9 protein-coding genes are annotated in these 18,380 nt (G+C 70.1%); 4 read left to right on the top strand and 5 right to left on the bottom strand.

The window, feature by feature from the left end; all coding sequences use genetic code 11:
- Positions 1–556 precede the first annotated feature (556 nt).
- From ddaH to ACIBLC_RS32215, 4 genes are all read left to right on the top strand, one after another.
- On the top strand, positions 557–1,399 hold the full coding sequence (ddaH, locus tag ACIBLC_RS32230; RefSeq protein WP_399214878.1) for a dimethylargininase: 843 nt from the start codon (positions 557–559) through the stop codon (positions 1,397–1,399).
- 81 nt (positions 1,400–1,480) lie between these two features.
- A complete protein-coding gene (locus ACIBLC_RS32225; protein ID WP_399214877.1) occupies positions 1,481–2,353 on the top strand; it encodes a thioesterase II family protein in 873 nt (290 codons plus the stop codon).
- Between the two features lie 41 nt (positions 2,354–2,394).
- Positions 2,395–2,772 carry a hypothetical protein gene (locus ACIBLC_RS32220; RefSeq protein ID WP_399214876.1) on the top strand — a complete coding sequence of 126 codons (378 nt, stop codon included), beginning with the start codon at positions 2,395–2,397 and terminating at the stop codon, positions 2,770–2,772.
- The gene (locus ACIBLC_RS32215) at positions 2,769–3,014 is read left to right on the top strand and encodes a hypothetical protein (protein WP_399214875.1); all 246 of its coding nucleotides are present in this window, start codon (positions 2,769–2,771) and stop codon (positions 3,012–3,014) included. Before ACIBLC_RS32220 ends, ACIBLC_RS32215 begins: the two co-directional genes overlap by 4 nt.
- Here ACIBLC_RS32215 and ACIBLC_RS32210 read toward each other — a convergent pair.
- The 5 genes from ACIBLC_RS32210 to ACIBLC_RS32190 all read right to left on the bottom strand — a co-directional run bounded on the left by ACIBLC_RS32210 (position 2,998) and on the right by ACIBLC_RS32190 (position 18,369).
- The gene (locus tag ACIBLC_RS32210) at positions 2,998–3,759 is read right to left on the bottom strand and encodes an ABC transporter permease (RefSeq protein WP_399214874.1); all 762 of its coding nucleotides are present in this window, start codon (positions 3,757–3,759) and stop codon (positions 2,998–3,000) included. The genes ACIBLC_RS32215 and ACIBLC_RS32210 overlap by 17 nt on opposite strands.
- Positions 3,756–4,694 carry an ATP-binding cassette domain-containing protein gene (locus ACIBLC_RS32205; protein ID WP_399214873.1) on the bottom strand — a complete coding sequence of 313 codons (939 nt, stop codon included), beginning with the start codon at positions 4,692–4,694 and terminating at the stop codon, positions 3,756–3,758. The genes ACIBLC_RS32210 and ACIBLC_RS32205 overlap by 4 nt, the downstream gene beginning before the upstream one ends.
- A gap of 114 nt (positions 4,695–4,808) precedes the next feature.
- Positions 4,809–5,528 (bottom strand): thioesterase II family protein, encoded by a 720-nt coding sequence (locus ACIBLC_RS32200; protein ID WP_399214872.1) that lies wholly within the window; start codon positions 5,526–5,528, stop codon positions 4,809–4,811.
- 79 nt (positions 5,529–5,607) lie between these two features.
- Positions 5,608–9,420: an amino acid adenylation domain-containing protein gene (locus ACIBLC_RS32195; RefSeq protein WP_399214871.1), complete on the bottom strand. Its 3,813-nt coding sequence runs from the start codon at positions 9,418–9,420 to the stop codon at positions 5,608–5,610.
- 6 nt (positions 9,421–9,426) lie between these two features.
- Positions 9,427–18,369, bottom strand: a complete 8,943-nt coding sequence (locus tag ACIBLC_RS32190) for an amino acid adenylation domain-containing protein (RefSeq protein WP_399214870.1) — start codon at positions 18,367–18,369, stop codon at positions 9,427–9,429.
- Between the last annotated feature and the right edge of the window lie 11 nt (positions 18,370–18,380).

The following is an 18,380-nucleotide window of genomic DNA, read 5'->3' as shown; positions in this document are numbered from 1 at the left end:
GCTAATTCACTGTCCCGCCGGCGGGACAAGTCCTTTGAATGGCCGGAACGAGTGTCCCGCGAATTTCCCGTCCGGCAGAGGGGCGACACCGTCACCAAAGAGACCCGAAAGGGAAGTGTTCGTCAACAGCCCGTCCGGCGGGCCATCGTGAGGCCAAGGTAAATGCCGAAGAAACGCGGTGCGGGAGACGACGGTACGGGCACCCCGCCGGGCACCGGTTGTCCCGCCGACAGGACAGTAATGCGGAAGCCGGATTCACGGGAAGGTGCGTGGCGAACGGCCCAGCCTCGGCAACGCCGTTGATCGCCTCGGGGAGCCGCTGCGGGCGAGGTTCTCCGCCCCCGAGGCCGAGGCCCGCGAGCGGGTCCAGCGATCCATCGGCGGACAGGGAACGGCTGCCTCGGCGCACCGCCGAGCCGGGCCGGGCCAAGGGCCGACCGCCGTGAACCGTGCGGGCATTGACTTTGGTGTTGCTACGTTATTCCTTTCTCACCCGGGAAGCGCTCCGGAATGGGTTCCGGAATTCTCGAACTTCCACCGGCAGAAAGGAGTTGAAGTGCCGCACGAACACGCGGAACCGACGACGTACGAACAGCGAAAGGTATCGCCCAGGCGTTATCTGATGTGTCGCCCCACATACTTCGACGTCACCTACTCGATCAATCCGTGGATGGATCCGGCCCGCCCCACCTCGACGCAGACCGGACTGGCCCAGTGGAAAGGGCTGTTCGACACCTTCGTCACTCTGGGCCACGACGTACAGCTGATCGAGCCCGTGCCGGGACTTCCCGACATGGTCTTCGCCGCGAACGGGGCCCTCGTCGTGGACAGCAAGGTGCTCGTCGCGCGCTTCCGGCACCCCCAGCGGCGGGACGAGTCCGCGGCCTACCTGGAGTGGTTCGGCCGCGGCGGCTGGTCCACGGTCCGGCAGGCGGAGTACGTCAACGAGGGCGAGGGCGATTTCCTGTGCACGGGCAGGGCGATTCTGGCCGGCACCGGCTTCCGCTCCGACCCGCGGGCCCACGACGAGGTGCGCGAGTTCTTCGGGCGCCCTGTGATCAGCCTGAACCTCGTCGATCCGCGGTTCTACCACCTGGATACGGCACTGGCCGTCATCGGGGACGAGCAGATCATGTACTACCCGGGGGCGTTCTCTCCGCAGAGCTTGGCGGTGCTGGCCGAGCGGTTCCCGGACGCGATCCTCGCCGAGGAGTCCGACGCCGCCGTGTTCGGCCTCAACGCGCTGTCGGACGGCCTCAACGTCGTGCTGCCCGTGGGGGCCTCAGGCCTCGCCGCGCAGTTGCGTGAGCGCGGCTACCATCCTGTCGGCGCCGAGCTGACCGAGCTGCTGAAGGCCGGGGGCAGCGTCAAGTGCTGCACACTCGAACTCCGGGAGTGAGGCGCACAGCCCCATGAGGGCTGTGCGGTCTGCGGGCTGTCCCGTCGACGGGACAGCCGCATGAGAGGTGCGAGAGGAACGATGGCCATCACACGCCGCTACAACACCGTCCACAACGCATGGATTCGGCAGTTCCACGACCCCGGAGCCGACGGCCCGACCGTGGTCTGCTTCCCCCACGCCGGGGGCTCGGCGTCGGCGCACCTTCCTCTCTCCGCGGAGCTGTCCGCCGCGGCCGAGGTACTGATCGTGCAGTACCCGGGCAGGCAGGACCGGCTGGCCGAGCCCGCGTTGGATGATCTCCGGCAACTGGCGGACCACGCCGCGCACGCCCTGCGACCCTGGCGGAACCGGCCATTGGCCCTCTTCGGGCACAGCATGGGTGCCCTCCTGGCCTACGAGGTGGCGCTGCGGCTCGAACGACGCGGGGGTCGCCCCCTCGCAGGGCTGATCGTCTCGGGCCGGGCCGCCCCTTCCGTTCCCTTCGGCCGGAGGGTCCACACCATGGACGACGAGCACTTCACCGGTCACCTCGCCGGACTCGGGGGCACCCCGCCCGAGTTGCTCGCCGACAAAGACCTCCTGGCCATGGCACTCCCCTCGCTGCGGGCCGACTACAAAGCCGTCGAGACCTATCAGGACCACGCGGGCTGCCGGGTCGAGTGCCCCATCAGCGGTTACTGCGGGAAGCAGGACACCGGCGTGCCGCGTGAGGGCTTCGGCAAGTGGGCCGCGTACACCACCGGGCGACACAGCGTCAGACTTTTCGACGGCGGCCACTTCTACCTGCAGTCCCAGACGCGCGAGGTCGCCCGGGCCATCCTCCAGGATCTGTCGTCCCCCACCGCACCGGACACAGCGGAGCACGAAGAGCGGCCGACCGCCTCGCCGGCCGACCCCGCCCTCGCGCAGGAACCGGCGCCGCTTCTCCACCTGCCCCTCCCCCATCCGTAGAACGGCGGACATCTCGACGTTCCTGGCGCGTCAGCCATGGGTTGCGGGGAGAGCTGGGGCGAGGGGAAGCGAACCGTACGACCAACCTGCGCGCCGAGCTGACCAGCTTCGTCGGCAAGGGCGCCGATGTCGCCGCGGTCCGCGAACTCGTCGCCGAGCACCGGCTCAGCACTGTGATCGGGCCAGTCGGCTCAGGGAAGACCAGGCTGGCCAAGGAGACGGCGCGCACGCCGCTCGGCGACCTGCCGGACGGGGTCTGGCTGGTGGAGCTCGCCGGCATCCGCGTGGACGGCGCCGTCGCCGTCGTGGCGCAGACGACACTCGCCGGGCTGGGCCTGCGGGACGCTACCTCGGCTTGGCCCGGGCGCGCCGCGCGGCGGCCTGTGAGGCGGCGTCGGAGGCGGGCCACGCACCGATGATCGCGCAGGTGCTCGTCGGGGTCGCGGACCCGGCGCTGCGCCGCGAGGAGTACGAGCAGGCCGCGCGGCTGCTCGCGGCGAGCGCGGGCGTACACGGTCTGCGGGACCGCTCCCATCCGGACGTGGCCCGGATCGAGCGGACCACGCCTCGCCGCCTCGGCGACGCGCGGTTCGCCGAGGCGGCTCGGGAGGGCACCCGGACCAGTTGGTCTCACCTGGTCGAGGTCACGCTCGCTTCTTGAACGTCGAGGTCGCCCAGAGATATCCGACGAGCGCGATCCCGACGCACCAGGCGAGGGCCGCGAACGTGTCGCCGCTCGACGGGTCGCCCGCCAGCAGTCCGCGCAGCGTCTCGACGATCGGTGTGAAGGGCTGGTACTCCGCGAACTGCCGCACGCCGGCCCCCATCGTGTCCGCGGGCACGAACGCGCTGCTCAGGAACGGCAGCATGATCAGTGGCGCGGTGGCCATGCCTGCCGACTCCACGTTCTTCGCGGCGAGCCCCAGGGCGACGGTGAGCCAGGCGGCCGCGAAGCTGAGCAGCGCGACAAGACCGAACACGCCAAGCCAGTCCAGGGCGCTCGCGGCCGGGTCGAACCCCATCGCGAAGGCCACTCCGACGATCGCCGCTACGGCCACCAGGCAGCGCAGCATGGTGACGACAACCTGCCCGGTCAGCACGGCACCGCGGGATACGTCCATGGCCTTGAACCGGTTGATAATGCCCTTGGCCATGTCGTCGTTCACGGCCGTGGCGGTGGCAGCCAGCCCGTAGCTGACGGCCAGCACGAGCATCCCCGGCGTCGCGTAGTCGATGTAGTCGTCGCCGACGCTGAACGCGCCACCGAACACCTTGACGAACATGAACATGGTCAATATGGGGACCAGGATCCCGTTGAACACCGTGAGCGGGTTCCGCACGGTGTGTTTCACGTTGCGCCGTAGCATGATCGCCGAATCGCCCAACGCCATCGAGACGGTGCTCACTGTGCCACCGCCTTCGTGCTCGCGCGCCCGGTCAGGGCGAGGAATGCGTCGTCGAGGTCCGGTGTGTGCACGGAGAACTCCTGGGCGTTGATCATGTGTTCGTCGAGCCGGTCCAGCAGAGCCCGCAGCGACCTCGACTCACCGTCGCTGGGTACCCGCAGAAGCAGTTCCTGGTCGTCCCTCGTGGCCTCGGCCAGGACCCTCGCCGCTGTGTCGAGTTCGTCGAGGTCGGCGAACCGGAGCCGGACGTGGGTGCCGGGGACCTGGCGCTTGAGCTCCTCGGCGGTGCCCTGGGCGACCAGGCGGCCCTGGTCGAGCACCGCGATCTGGTCGGAGAGCTGGTCGGCTTCGTCGAGATGCTGGGTGGTGAGGAAGATGGTGGTGCCTTCGGCCACCAGCTCCCGGACGATTCCCCACATCGTGCGCCGGCTGCGGGGGTCCAGCCCCGTCGTCGGCTCGTCCAGGAAGATGATCTGCGGGTTGCCCACCAGAGTCATCGCCAGATCCAGCTTCCGGCGCATACCGCCGGAGTAGGTGGACGCCGGCTTGTCCGCCGGTTCCACCAGGTCGAACCGCTCCAACAGCCGCGTGACCACCGGGTCACCGGGACCCACTCGCTTCAGGTCCGCCATCAGCTGGAGGTTCTCCCGGCCCGACAGCAGCTCGTCCACGGCGGCGAACTGACCGGTGACGCCGATGGCCGCGCGCACCTGCCTGGTCGCGGTCTCCACGTCGTGCCCGGCGACACGCACCGTCCCGGCGTCGGCCTTCGACAACGTCGCCAGGACATTCACCGTCGTCGTCTTGCCCGCACCGTTCGGCCCGAGCATGGAGAAGACCGATCCCGCCGCAACCTCGAAGTCGATGCCGTCAAGGACGACCTTGTCACCAAATGCCTTGCGCAGCCCCGAAACTACAATCGCCGAACTTTTCATGCCCCCACTTTCTTTACCGGGGCTGACATAGACCTGTCACGCCCCTGACACGACCACTGACCTGGTGTTCCACCACATCGCCCCTGGTCCCGCGGGCGACCACGCGCCCGCACGCTAGCGACCGCGTGCGGATTCCGCCTCGATCACGTCCAGCACCTCCCGAGCACGATCGACCAGGTACATGTGATCCCCCGGGCACTCCGCATAGCTGAACGCGCCCGTGGTCGCGTTCCGCCACTCCTGACCCTGTTCCGCGCTGACCAGGCCGTCGGAGCTGCCCCGGATCGAGCAGATCGGCACCGACACCGGTTCATCGGTGCTCGGCACGTAGTTCTCGTGCATTTCGCAGTCGGCCCGCAGCACGGGGACGATCAGTTCACGCATCTCCGGATGTTCGAGAGCCTCGTGCCTGAATCCCGCGAACTCCTCGACCCGGGCGAGGAACTCCTCGTCCGGGAGCCCTGTCGCCCGTCTCTCGCGCTGCGTCCACGGCCCCGGCGAACCACTGACGACCAGCCGCTCGACGTGCACATCGCGCGTGCTCAGCAGGTGCACCAGCTCGTAGGCGAGCACGGCGCCCAGACTGTGCCCGAACAACACCACCCGCGCCCCCTCACCGAGGGTCGCGGCAATGCCGTCCGCCTCGTTCTTGGCCGCCTCGACGACATTGACGTACGGCGTCTCCAGCATCCGCCGCTCCCTGCCGGGCAACTCGAAGGCAACGACGCGCCACCGGTCGGCGGACAACGCCTGCCACGGGTGGAAGAACGAAGCGCCTGCCCCCGCGAACGGCACGCACAGCAGCGTGGTCCGGTCCCCGTGTTCCGCGGACATGCCGGGTGCTTTCACCCCGACCAACCCCAATCATCCATTCGTTGGTTCGTCGAACCGGTTCCGGAGAACCGGTGCCCGGTCATGCCGCCGCGAGCTTGCGGTTGATGACCTCCATGATTTCGGCCACGGGTCCGGGCATGTGCAGTTCGTGGTGTACCGCCCGCACGTCGTGCACCTCGACGGAACCGAGGACGTACGGCTGCCACAGGTGCGCGTACGAGTTCTCCTCGAGCGTCGCGCTGAAGAAGAGCACGTCACCGCGGTAGACCGGCGATTCGAATCTCGACATGATGGCCGCGTTGTTGGCCAGGATCCTCGACATGGTCTCCACGAGTTGTTGCCGGTTCTCGGGGCCGAAGTACTCGCCGAAGTGTTCTTCCAGTTCCGCCCGGTAGTCCGCCAGCGTCCTGCCGGCATGGATCTCCTTGAAGAACTTCCCCCCGGGCTGGGAATCCAGGATGGCCACGAAAGAGATCTCGCGGCCACGCCGGTCGATGGCCTCCGCGACGGCCTGCACGACAGTGCCGCCGTAGGACCAGCCGATCAGGTGGAAGGGCCCTTCCGGCTGGATCCTCACCATCTCGTCGACGTAGTCCTCGACCATCTCCTCCACGGACCCCGCCAGGGGGGCCACGCCGTCCCAGCCGCGGGACTGGAGAGAGTAGGCCGGCCGGTCCTGCGCGTGCAGCACGAAGCTGAAGAACGCCCAGCCCAGCCCGCCTCCCCCGTGGAGGAACCACAGCGGCGCCTTACCCGTACCGGGATCGCTGTTCAACGTCAGCACGACGGCGAACGGGTCGGAGAGTTCCTCGGGAGTACTGACGATCAGCAGCGCGGCCAACTCGGCCACCGTGGGGTACTTGATGATCGTCCTGAGGTGCATCTCGACGCCGAACTCGCTGTGGATGCGCGCGCTGAGCCGGGTGGCCAGGAGCGAGTGCCCGCCGAGTTCGAAGAAGTCGTCGTCGATCCCGACCTCCTCCAGGTCGAGCAACTCGCCGAAGAGCGCGCACATCTTCTCTTCGTGCGAGTTGCGCGGCTCTCGTCTGACCGCGGTGTCCGTCTCCTCGGACGGCAGTGCTTCCCGGTCGAGCTCTCCGTCCGGCGTCAGCGGAATCTCCGCAAGGGGAATGACCGCGGAGGGCACCATGTGGTCCGGAAGGTTCCCACGCAGGTACTCGTGCAGCTCGGCGAGCAGCGTCTGCACACCGGCATCGGTCTCCGCGTCACAGGGCTCCGGCAGCACGTACGCCACGACGCGCTTGGCGCCCTCCCGGTCCTCACGCACCACGGCCGCCGCCTGCGCCACACCGGGATGTCCGGTCAGCACATGCTCGATCTCTCCCGGCTCGACCCGGAAACCCCGGATCCGCACCTGGCGATCGGTCCGCTCGAGGTACTCCAGCTGGCGGTTGCTGTCCCAGCGCACCAGGTCTCCGGTGCGGAACATCCGCGCACCCGTAGGACCGAACGGGCAGGCCACGAACCGCTCCGCGGTCAGCTCCGTCCGGCCCTGGTACCCACTGGCCAGCCCGGCGCCGGCGATGTACAGCTCGCCCGGCACCCCACGCGGAACCGGGCGCAACCGCGAGTCGAGCACGTACACCTGGGTGTTCCCGACCGGCAACCCGATCGGCACCCCGGCCCCCACCCTCACGCGCGCCTCGGTGCTCCACGTGGTCGTCTCGGTCGGGCCGTACATGCTGAACACCTCGGCGGCCTGCTTCGCCAGGATCTTGGCCAGCCGTGCCGGCACGGTCTCCCCGCCGATGATGATCCGCAGACCGTTCGCGGCGTGCGGTTCGCGCATCGACAGCGTCTGCCAGAAGGAGGGCGTGGCCTGCACCACGGTGACCTCGTGACGGCGCATCAACTCCGCGACGGCCGACATGTCGGCGGTGGTCTCCTTCCCCGCCACCACCATGGCCGCTCCGGCGATGAGCGGGAGGTACAGCTCCGTGTTCGCCATGTCGAGCGCCACGGTCGTGCTGAAGAGCATCCGGTCCGCGGACGACAGCGGGACCCGACGTCGCGTCGCGGCCAGGTAGTTCGCCACCGCGCCGCGCGGGACCGCCACCCCCTTCGCCTTCCCCGTCGGCTCCGACGTGTAGATCACGTACTGGGTGTTCTCGGGCCGGACGACCACCTCGGGCGCGGACTCCGGGTACCCCGACAAGTCCGCGCCGGCCAGCGCGCCGGCGTCCAGCACGAGCGCCGGATCCGCATGCCCGAGGATGTGGTCGACGCGGGAACGCGGGTCGTCCGGATCGATCGGAACGTACGCTCCACCGGCCTTCAGCACCGCCAGCAGCGCCACCACCAGGTTCACCGTCCGGGGCAGGCACACGGCGACCCGCGACTCCGCCCGCACACCGCGGCCGACCAGCCAGTGCGCCAGCCTGCTCGACCGCGCGTCCAACTCCTGGAAGGTGAGCGACTCCTCCTCGCCGACAACGGCGAGTGCCTCAGGTGTCGCCTCTGCCTGCCTGCGCACCGCCTCGACCAGTCCCCCCTCCAGGGTCGGTTCGACGGTGTCGTTCACCTCCACCACCAACTGCTGCCGCTCCCCCGCGAGCAGCACGTCGACGTCCCCGACACACATGCCCGGATCGGCGGCCAACTGCTCCAGAACACGAACGAACCGAGCGGCGACGGCCTCGACCGTCTCCCGGTCGAAGAGGTCGGTCGCGTACAGGATGTCGCCCCGCAGCGCCCCCGAGTCGTCCACGACCACGTTGAAGAACAGGTCGACCTTGGAGGTCGACGGGTTGGCCGACTCGACCTCCAGGGTGAGCCCGGCGAGTTCGAGCTCCGGCTTCTGGTAGTTCTGCAGGCCGAGCATCACCTGGAACAAGGGCTGGTACGCCACGGAACGTACGGGGTTGATCGCCTCGACCAGCATGTCGAACGGGACGTCCTGATGCTCGTAGGCCTCCAGCGCCTTGTTCCGTACCTGCGCGAGCAGACCGGTGAACGACGGGTCGCCGGCGAGGTCCACCCGCAGTACCTGCGTGTTGACGAAGAACCCGATCAGGTCGGCCAGCACTTCGTCGGTCCGCCCGGCGATCGAGCTGCCGATCGTCACGTCCTCCCCGCCGCCGAGCTTGCACAGCAGCACCGCGAGCGCGGCGTGCAGGGCCATCGACATGGTCGACCCGCGCTCGTCGGCCAGCTTCTGCAGCCCGGTCACCACCTCCGGGTCCACCACGAGGCCGACCGCGGCGCCGCGCCCGCTCGCTTCCGCGGCCCGTGGGCGGTCCAGCGGCAGGTTCAGCGGCTGCGGCACCCCGCCCAGTTCCTCGCGCCAGTACTCGATCTGCTTCGAGGCGAGACTGCCCGGGTCCGCGACGTCGCCGAGCACCTCGCGCTGCCACATCGTGTAGTCCTTGTACTGCACGGGCAGCGGCTCCCACCGCGGAGCCCCGCCCTCCCGGCGGGCGGCGTAGGCCGCGGCCAGGTCCCGTGCCAGCGGCGCGCCCGAGCTGCCGTCCGTGGCGATGTGGTGGATGACCAGGACCAGGACGTGTTCCTGGGGTGAGCAGCGGAACAGGCGCACCCGCACCGGAGGTTCGGCCGCCAGGTCGAACCGGTACGCCATGGCCTCGTCCACCGCGCCGGACAGGTCCTCGGGCGCCACCTCGACCACCGGTACCTCGGGCGAGGCCTCCGCTGTCGTGAGGATCCGCTGGTGGAGGTCACCGTCATCGTTCATCGCGTAGACGGTGCGCAGGATCTCGTGCCGGTCGACCACGTCGCGGATCGCCGCGGCGAGCGCGGCCCGGTCCAGGGATCCGGTCAGCCGGATGGCCGCCGGCATGTTCCAGTTCTCCGACCCGCCCTCCATCTGGTGCAGAACCCACATACGGCGTTGTGCGAATGACAGCGGAATCATTGCTTTTTACTCCTCTACGAACATCTTGCGCAGGCCGGGGCGACGGGGAGCAGCCGACTCCTCGGTCCACGCGGCGAGCGCGGCCACTGTCGGCAGGTCGAAGACCTTGCGGATGGGAATCTCTATCGCCATCTCGGCGCGGGCCCGGCTGATCAGCCGGGTGGCGAGCAGGGAGTGCCCGCCGAGCTCGAAGAAGCCGTCGTCGATGCCGACCCGGTCCACGCCGAGCACCTCGGCGAACAGCCTGGCCAGGGTTTCCTCGCCGACGGTGCGGGGTGCCCGGTAGTCGGCGCCGGTGTACTCCGGTTCGGGCAGTGCGGCCCGGTCCAGCTTGCCGTTCGGAGTGAGTGGCAGCCGGTCGAGAACCACGAAGGCGGACGGGACCATGAAGTCCGGCAGCCGCACCGAGACGAAAGCGTGCAGTTCCTTCGTCTCCAGGCCGGCGAGGTCGTCAGGTGTCGTGCTGTCGCCGGTGACAGCGGGCACGACATACGCGACCAGTTGCCTGCCGGTGCCGTTGCCGCGCCCGTCGCGGGCGAGGACGGCGGCCTGCGCGACGCCGGGGTGCGCGGTGAGCGCGGCCTCGACCTCGGCGGGCTCGATACGGAAGCCACGCACCTTGACCTGCGTATCCCCGCGGCCCAGGTATTCCAGCCGGCCCTCGGCGTTGAGGCGGGCCAGGTCACCCGTGCGGTACATACGCCCTCCGGACGGGCCGAACGGGTCGGCGACGAAGCGCTCGGCGGTCAGCGCGGAACGGCGGTGGTAGCCGCGCCCCACGTTCCCGCCGACGTACAGCTCACCGACCGCGCCCGGCGGCACCGGAGTCAGACCAGGACCGAGGACGTACGTCCGCATGTTGCCGAGGGGGGTGCCGACGGGCGCGCTGCCCGCCCAGCCGCGCGTGTCGCCTTCGACGGTGAAGGTGGTGGCGTAGAACGACTCGCTCTGCCCGTAGGCGTTGACGATCCTTACGCCGGGGAAGGCGTCCCGCGTCTTCTCGACGAGCGACGAGGGCAGCGCCTCGCCGGCGAAGACGACCGTCTCCACGCTGGTGCGGTCGGAGATCTCGTCGACGAGTTCGGCGAAGACGGACGGCACGGTGGAGATGACACTGCCGCTCCAGCCCTTCCGGTCGCTCAGCACCAGGACGTCCTGGACGACTTCGACGACGCCACCGGTGGCGAGGGTCGTGAAGATCTCGAACACCGAGACGTCGAAGTTGACCGAAGTGCCCGCGAGGAGCCGCTTGCCCGGCTCCATGCCCACGCGGGAGGCGAGCCGCAGTACGCCGTTGACCACGTTCGCGTGGGTGATGGCGACACCCTTGGGCTTGCCCGTGGAGCCGGAGGTGTACATCACGTACGCCATCTGCTGCGCGTGGAGCGGCACTTCGAGGCCGGTGTCGTCTCCGGACAGGTCGAGGGCGTCCAGGAGGACGTCCGGGGCGTCGTGCTCCGGCAGCACCGCGACCGTCGCGGAGTGCGTCAGGACGAGGCACGGCCGCGCCTCCTCGAAGAGGACCTCGACGCGGTCACTGGGGTACCTGGGGTCGACCGGCAGATACGCGGCGCCTGCCTTCAGGACCGCGAGCAGTGCGACCACCAGGTCCGCCGACCGCGGCAGCGAGACCGCGACCAGTGACTCCGGGCCCACGCCACGGCCGGCCAGTTCGCGCGCCAGGCGGTCGGCCCGGGCGTTCACCTCGCGGTAGGTGAGCGACTCGTTCTCGGCGACCACGGCGACCTCGTCAGGCGTCCGCGCCGCCTGCGCCTCCACCAGCCCGTTGATCGTGACGTCCGGGGTGGCGACGGCCGTGTCGTTGAACTCGACGAGAAGCCGGTCGCGTTCGGCCGGTTCCAGGACATCGAGCCGCGCGATCCTCAGCTCGGGGTTGGCCGCGAGCTGTTCCAGGACGCGCGTGAAGCGGGCCGCGTACGCCTCCACCGTGTTCCGGTCGAAGACGCCGGGCGTGTACTGGAGGAGGAATTCGAGGTTCGGCTCGGCTGCCGCCATCAGGGCCAGTGGGTAGTGGGTGCCGTTCGACGGGCGCAGGCCCGTGAAGGTGATTCCGTCCGCGGCCTCGGTGGCGGCGGAGATGCCCTCCTGGTCGACCGGGTACGACTCGAAGACGACCAGGGTGTCGAAGAGGGTCTGCAGGCCGACGGACCGCTGTATCTGCGTGAGGCTGTGGTGGTGGTAATCCAGCAGGGCGGCCTGCCGGTGCTGAAGCCGGGTGACGACCTCGGCGAGGGTGTCGCCGGGCGCGTACTCCACGCGTACGGGGAGGGTGTTGATGAACATCCCCACCATCGACTCGACGCCCGTCACCGCGGGCGGGCGCCCGGAGACGGTGGCGCCGAACATCAGGTCCTGACGGCCGGTGAGCTGACCGAGCAGCAGCGCCCAGGCGCCCTGGACCAGGGTGTTGATGGTGACGCCCAACTCGGAGGCGCGCCGGTTGAGTTCGCTGGACACGTCGGGCGGGAGGGCGAACTGGATCTGGTCGAGGCCGTCGTCGCCCGCGGATCCCGGTGCGAGCAGGGTCGGCTCCTCGACCCCGTCGAGCTCGGCCGCCCACGCCCGTGCGGCCTCGTCCTGGTCCTGTCGTGCGTACCAGGCCAGGAACTCGCCGTAACTCCGTGTGCTGGGCAGACCGGTCCCGTCGCCGCGGGACGCGTAGAGCAGCAGCAGGTCCTGCATCAGCAGGGGCGTGGACCAGCCGTCTGCCAGGGCGTGATGGACGGTCATCACGAGTGCGGCCCGGCCGGGTTCGAGGGCCACGAGTGCCAGCCGCAGCAGCGGTGGGGTGTCCACGTCGAAGTGGGCGGCCTGGTCCTGGGTGAGGAACCGCTCGAACGTCTCGGTTCGCTCCGTCTCGCCGTGCCCGGTGAGGTCGAGGTGCCGCCACGGCAGGATCGTCTCCGCCGGCACCACCTGCACGAGATCGCCGTCGTCCCGGTCGACGAACGCCGCGCGGAGCCCGGCGTGTCGTTCCAGCAGCACCTGCCCGGCCCGGCGCATCCGCTCCGGGTCGATCTCGCCGGACAGGTGGAACGCCAGCTGTACGTGGTAGGGGTCGAAGGAGGATCCGGCCAGCATCGAGTGGAAGAGGATCCCGGACTGCGCCGAGGTCACCGGCCACACCTCGGCCAGGTGGCCGAACCGGGTCTCCCAGGTGTCGATCTCCTCCTGGCTCACGTCGACGAGGGGCGCGTCCGTCGGGGTCATTCCGCCGGCCTCGGATGTCCCGGCGTGCTGGGCCAGGGCGGTCAGCGCCTGAACCCACAGCCCGGCCAGCTCGGTCACCTCGTCCCGGGAGAGCACACCCGTGGCGAAGCCGAAGTAGGCGGTCAGCTCCGCACCGTCGGGGGTGCCGGTGGCCACCGCGTTGATCTCCAGCGCCGACAGCACCGGCATGTCCGGGTCCGGCGCGGCGATCAGGTCCTGCTGTGTGGTGTCCGGTGCCCAGCCCAGGCCGCGAAGTTCTTCGGGGATGTCCGCGCCGGAAGTCCGGCCGAGGTAGTTGAACGCGATCTGCGGTTCCCGTTCCGCGGCCAGCGCGGCGGCGGTCTCCGGGTTGAGATGGCGCAGCAGGCCGAAGCCGATGCCGTCGCCCGGGACGGCCCGCAACTGCTCCTTGACCGCCTTGACCGCCCGGCCGGCGGTCGGACCACCGGCGAACGCGTCCGCCACGTCGATGCCTGCCAGATCCAGCCGCACCGGATACATCGCGGTGAACCACCCCATCGTGCGCGACAGGTCCGCGCCGGGCACCGCCTGCTCCTCCCGGCCGTGCCCTTCCAGCCGGACCAGCGCCGAGGAGTCGGGTACGCCCCGTGTCTCACGCCAGCGGGCCAGCGCCAGCGCCAGCGCGGCGAGCAGCCCGTCGTCGACACCGCCCCGGAAGACCGCGGGCACCGTGTCCAGCACGGTCCGGGTGACGTCCGCCGGCACCTGGACGCGCACCGTGTCCACGGTCGCGGCGACATCACGCCCCGGGTCCAGCTCCCGTGCTCCGAGTACCGGCTCGTCCTCGCGCAGGATCCGCTGCCACACGGGCAGTTCCGCCACCCGCTCCGGACCGGCCGCCTCGTCGACCAGGGCATGCGCCCACCGGCGCAGCGAGGTGCCAGGCCGCACCGGTTCCGCGGTGCGGCCGTCCCGGACCTGCTGCCAGGCCGCGACCAGGTCCGGTGCGAGAATCCGCCACGACACCCCGTCGACAACGAGGTGGTGCAGCACGATCAGCAGCCGGTCCGAGCCCGTGTCGGAGCTGAACCACACGAACTGCGCCATGACACCCGCGTCCGGGTCCAGCCGGTCCGCGGCCGCGTCCAGTTCGGCGTGCACATCGGCGTCACCGTAGGGGACCTCCCGCAGCAGCGCACCGGCGTCCACGCTGCCGGGCGGCTCGATCCACAGGCCCGGCTGCGACCGGTCGAGCCGGGACCGCAGCACATCGTGCCGGTCCAGCACGGTCTCCAGCGTCGCCACCAGCCCCGCACGGTCGATGTCTTCGGGCAGGGTCAGCATCCCGGACATGCAGAGCCGGCCCGTGCCGCCGCCGAGCGCGAGCACCTGCCGCGCCGTCGGGAGCAGCGGAGCCCATCCCACCCCGGCGCCCGGCAGTTCCTCCAGGGTGACGCGTTCCTCTTCGCGTCCTTCGACCAGTTCCGCGAGCCGGGCGACCGTGCGGTGCTCGAAGATCTCCCGCGTGCTGACCTCTATGCCGCGCACCCTGGCCCGGGCGACCACCTGGATGGAACGGATGCTGTCGCCGCCGTTGGCGAAGAAGTCGTTGTCGATGCCGACTCTCTCCACGCCGAGCACTTCGGCGAACAGCGCGCTGAGGGTCTCCTCGTGCTGATTGCGCGGTGCCCGGCCGGTCGAGGCCTGCGCGTAGTCCGGCGGGGGCAGCGCCCGGTGGTTCAGCTTCCCGTTCGGAGTCAGCGGCAGCTCCAGGAGCGGCACGAGCGCGTTGGGGACCATGTAGTCGGGCAGACGCTCACGCAGGTATTCGGACAGCTCACCGAGCAACGCGCCGATCGACCTGGCCAGCGTGGGGGTGTTCGCCAGGATCCGCCCGCCCGTGCCGCCGGGAACGAACGAGCCCGAGACATGCCGCTGCTCGGGCAGCAACACCGCGTCGTAGCAGCGCGGGTCCTCGCCCGACCAGGTGAGAACCGCGTGCCGGCCGTGCTCGCGCGCCCACTGGAGGAGTTCCTGCGGATCGACCGGTGTACCGGGTGACGATGCCGGGTCGCGGAGACCCGCCGCGGCAGTCAGGGCGACCTCTTCGACCAGACGCGCGTTGGGGATCCCGGTCACGCGCACCGGGCCGCCCGCCGGGTCCGCCCGGCGGCCCAGACCGGGCAGGTCGGCAAGGTCGTTCAGCTGCCCGCCCCACGGCACCGACGGCACGCCGGCCAGGTCGAGTACGTCGGCCGGTTCCTTGTGCAGGACGACTTCGTAGCGGTGCCGGGTCAGTTCGTTGTGCCCCCGCCCGGGCTTCAACCGGATGTCGACCGCGACGGAGTGATCTCCTGCCCACTCGGTGAACCACTCCGGGGCGATGACCAGTTCACGCTCGGCCAGCAGCTCTCTCTCCACCAGCGTCCGCAATTCCTCGTACGAGGCGTGAGGGTGTACCGCACGCTGCACCGCGGTCTGCAGAAGGACGCGTGTCGTGGCGTTGCGGACGTCACCGACGATGACGCGGCCGCCCGGCGCGAGGAGTTCCATCGCCTGGCGCAGCACCTGGTCCAGGTACTCGACGTTCGGGAAGTACTGCGCCACCGAGTTGAGCACGACGATGTCGAACCGGCCACGGGGCAGCCCGGACACGTCGTCGGCGGGTTGGGCGCTCAGCCGGACGCGGTCGCCGTATCCGGCCTGTTCCGCCTGTGCCCGGACCCGGTCCACCACCGTGGCCGAGATGTCGGTGCCCCAGTACTCCTCGACTTCGCCGACGATCTTCGCCAGGAGCAGACCGGCACCCACACCGAGCTCCAGCACCCGCCGCGGCCCGAACCGCAGTACCTGCTCCACCGCCGCGTGCCGCCACTCCCGCATCTCCTCGAGCGGAATCAGCTCGCCGGTGTAGCTGGAGTTCCAGCCCTGGAAGTCCTCGCCCAACACCTCGTCGCCGGGCTCGGCGTAGCTGTCGTCGTAGAGGTCGCGCCACTCGTCCACCTGAGCGTCGGCTTCGACCACCGCGGCATCCGGCCTGGGTACCACGTACCCCACAAGGTGCTTGTCGCCGTGCTGGTTCTCCCGCGCCACGACCGCCGCCTGCGCGACAGCGGGATGCTTCGCCAGCACGTGCTCGATCTCACCCAGCTCGATCCGGAAACCGCGGATCTTGACCTGGAAGTCGGTGCGCCCGAGGTACTCGAGCTGGCCGTCCTGGTTCCACCGCACGAGGTCGCCGGTGCGGTACATGCGTGTTCCCGGCGCGCCGTAGGGGCAGGCAACGAACCGGTTCGCGGTCAGGCTCACGCGCCCGAGGTAGCCCCGGGCGAGTCCGGGGCCGGCGAGGTAGAGCTCACCGGCGACCCCGGGCGCGACGGGGCGCAGCGACGCGTCCAGCACGTACACCCGGGCGTTGGCGATCGGCCGCCCGATCGGCGGAGTACGGCCGTCGCCCACCAGCGGCGTGCTCATGGTGGCGCACACGGTGGCTTCCGTCGGGCCATAGGCGTTGATCAACCGTCGCCCGGCCGACCACCTCGCCACCAACTCCGGGGAGCTCGCCTCCCCTGCGACCACCAGGGACACCACGCTCGGCAACGACCCTGTCGGCAGCACCGCCAGCACCGCCGGCGGCAACGCCGCGTGTGTCACCCCGTGCGCGGCGATCGTCTCGACCAGCGGCTCGCCCGCGGCCAGCTCGTCCGTGCCGGCCAGCACCACCCGCGCGCCCGTCAGCAGCGGCATGCACCACTCCCACACCGAGGTGTCGAAGCTCGGCGAGGCGAACTGCAGCAGCCGGCTGGCCGGCGTCACCTCGAGCCGGTCGGCGTGCCACGCGATCAGGCTGGTCATCCCCGCGTGAGTGACCGCCACGCCCTTCGGCGTCCCGGTCGAACCCGAGGTGTAGATCACATACGCCGTGTTCGCCACCACCACCGGGCCACGCCGGGCGGCGTCGGTCACGGGGCCCGGGTCGGCGGCGGCCAGCACCGCGGCCGTGTCCGGGTCGTCCAGGCGGAGCACAGGCTCGGACAGTTCGGGCAACCTGCCCGCCGAGGCCTTGTCCTCGATCACCAACACGGCCCCGGAATCCGCCACCATGAACGTCACCCGCTCCGCCGGATAGGCCGGATCCACCGGCAGGTACGCCCCGCCCGCCTTCACCACCGCCAGGACGGAAGTCACCCACTCCACCGAGCGGGACACCGCCACCGCGACCACCGACTCCGGTCCCACGCCCCGCTCGGCCAGCACCCGCGCCAGCCGGTTCGCCCGCTCCTCCACCTCCCGGTACGTCAACATCACATCCCCGCACACCACCGCCACCGCGTCCGGCGTCGCGGCGACCTGCTCGGCGAAGAGCGCGTCGATGGTCCGCTCCGGCACCGCCAGCGCGGTGTCGTTGACCTCCCGCACCAACAGATCCCGCTCCTGTGCGGACAGCACCTCGATGGCACCGACCGGCACCGCCGGGTCGTCGAGCGCCTGCTCCAGGATGCGTACGAACCGGTCGACGATGTGAACCGCCGTGGTGTGGTCGAAGAGGTCGGTCGCGTACTCCAGCACCCCGTGCGCGCCTCCGGACGCGTTCGGGACGACGTTGAAGAACAGGTCGAACTTCGCGGTGCCGGTGCCCGCCGGGACGAGGGTGACCCGCAGATCCGGCATCTCGATCTCCGGCCACACGAACTGCCAGCCCAACGCTGTCTGGAACAACGGCTGGTACGCGGTGGAACGGTCCGGGTTGAGCAGCTCCACCAGCCGCTCGAACGGTATGTCCTGGTTGTCGTACGCGGCGAGGGCCTTGTCCCTGACCTGCTCCAGCAGTTCGCCGAACGACGGGTTCGCCGACAGGTCGGCGCGCAGCACCCAGGTGTTGACGAAGAACCCGATCAGGTCGTCGAGTTGCTCATCGGCGCGTCCCTCCAGCGGACAGCCGATGGTCACGTCGTCGCCCGCACCCAGTTTGTGCAGCAGTACCGCCAGCGCGGCCTGGGCCACCATCGGTGCCGTGGCACCCCGGTCCACGGCCAGCTTCTGCAACCCGGACAGCACCTCGGGTGCCAGCTCGAAGGGGACCTCGCCGCCTCGGTAGCTGGCCGCCGGCAGTCGTGGCCTGTCCAGCGGCAGCTGGAGCGGCTGCGGCACCGCGGCCAACTCTTTCTGCCAGTAGGCCACTTGAGCCGCGGCGATGCTCTCCGGGTCGTCTTCGTCACCCAGCAGCTGCAACTGCCACAGCGTGTAGTCCTTGTACTGCACCGTAAGCGGCGTCCACTCCGGCGGCCTCCCCCGGTGGCGAGCCTCGTACGCCGACATCAGGTCCCGCAGGAACGGAGCCATCGACGCCCCGTCCGCGGCTATGTGGTGGAACACGAACATCAGGACGTGCTCCCGCGGAGCGACCCGGAACACGATCGTCCGCAGGGGAAGCTCGGTGAGCAGGTCGAACACTTCGCACGCCGCCTCGTGCAACGCGGCGTCCACCGCGTCCGCGGCCACGTCGACCACCCGGAAGGGGAAAGCCGCTTCCTCGGGAAGCAGGATCCGCTGCTCCGGCGTGCCGTCCGCGTTCTCGGCGACCAGGGTGCGCAGGCTCTCGTGCCGGGTGGCGACATCCGTCACCGCGGCGGCCAGGGCCGCCGTGTCCAGCCGCCCTTCCAGGCGCAGCACGAACGGGACGTTGTAGGTCGCGGACGGGCCTTCCAGGCGGTGCAGGATCCACATCCGACGCTGGGCAAAGGACAACGGGATCATCGACGCTTCTC

This window comes from Streptomyces sp. NPDC050535, assembly GCF_044457665.1.
Lineage (GTDB): Bacteria > Actinomycetota > Actinomycetes > Streptomycetales > Streptomycetaceae > Streptomyces.
Note: the sequence above shows the minus strand (reverse complement) of the source record. Positions and strands in the feature narration are given on the sequence as shown.

Coding starts and splice junctions, on each gene's coding strand:
- ACIBLC_RS32195 (WP_399214871.1), bottom strand. CDS start 9,420: ATGATTCCGCTGTCATTCGCACAACGCCGTATGTGGGTTCTGCACCAG.
- ACIBLC_RS32225 (WP_399214877.1), top strand. CDS start 1,481: ATGGCCATCACACGCCGCTACAACACCGTCCACAACGCATGGATTCGG.
- ACIBLC_RS32200 (WP_399214872.1), bottom strand. CDS start 5,528: ATGTCCGCGGAACACGGGGACCGGACCACGCTGCTGTGCGTGCCGTTC.
- ACIBLC_RS32205 (WP_399214873.1), bottom strand. CDS start 4,694: ATGAAAAGTTCGGCGATTGTAGTTTCGGGGCTGCGCAAGGCATTTGGT.
- ACIBLC_RS32190 (WP_399214870.1), bottom strand. CDS start 18,369: ATGATCCCGTTGTCCTTTGCCCAGCGTCGGATGTGGATCCTGCACCGC.
- ACIBLC_RS32215 (WP_399214875.1), top strand. CDS start 2,769: ATGATCGCGCAGGTGCTCGTCGGGGTCGCGGACCCGGCGCTGCGCCGC.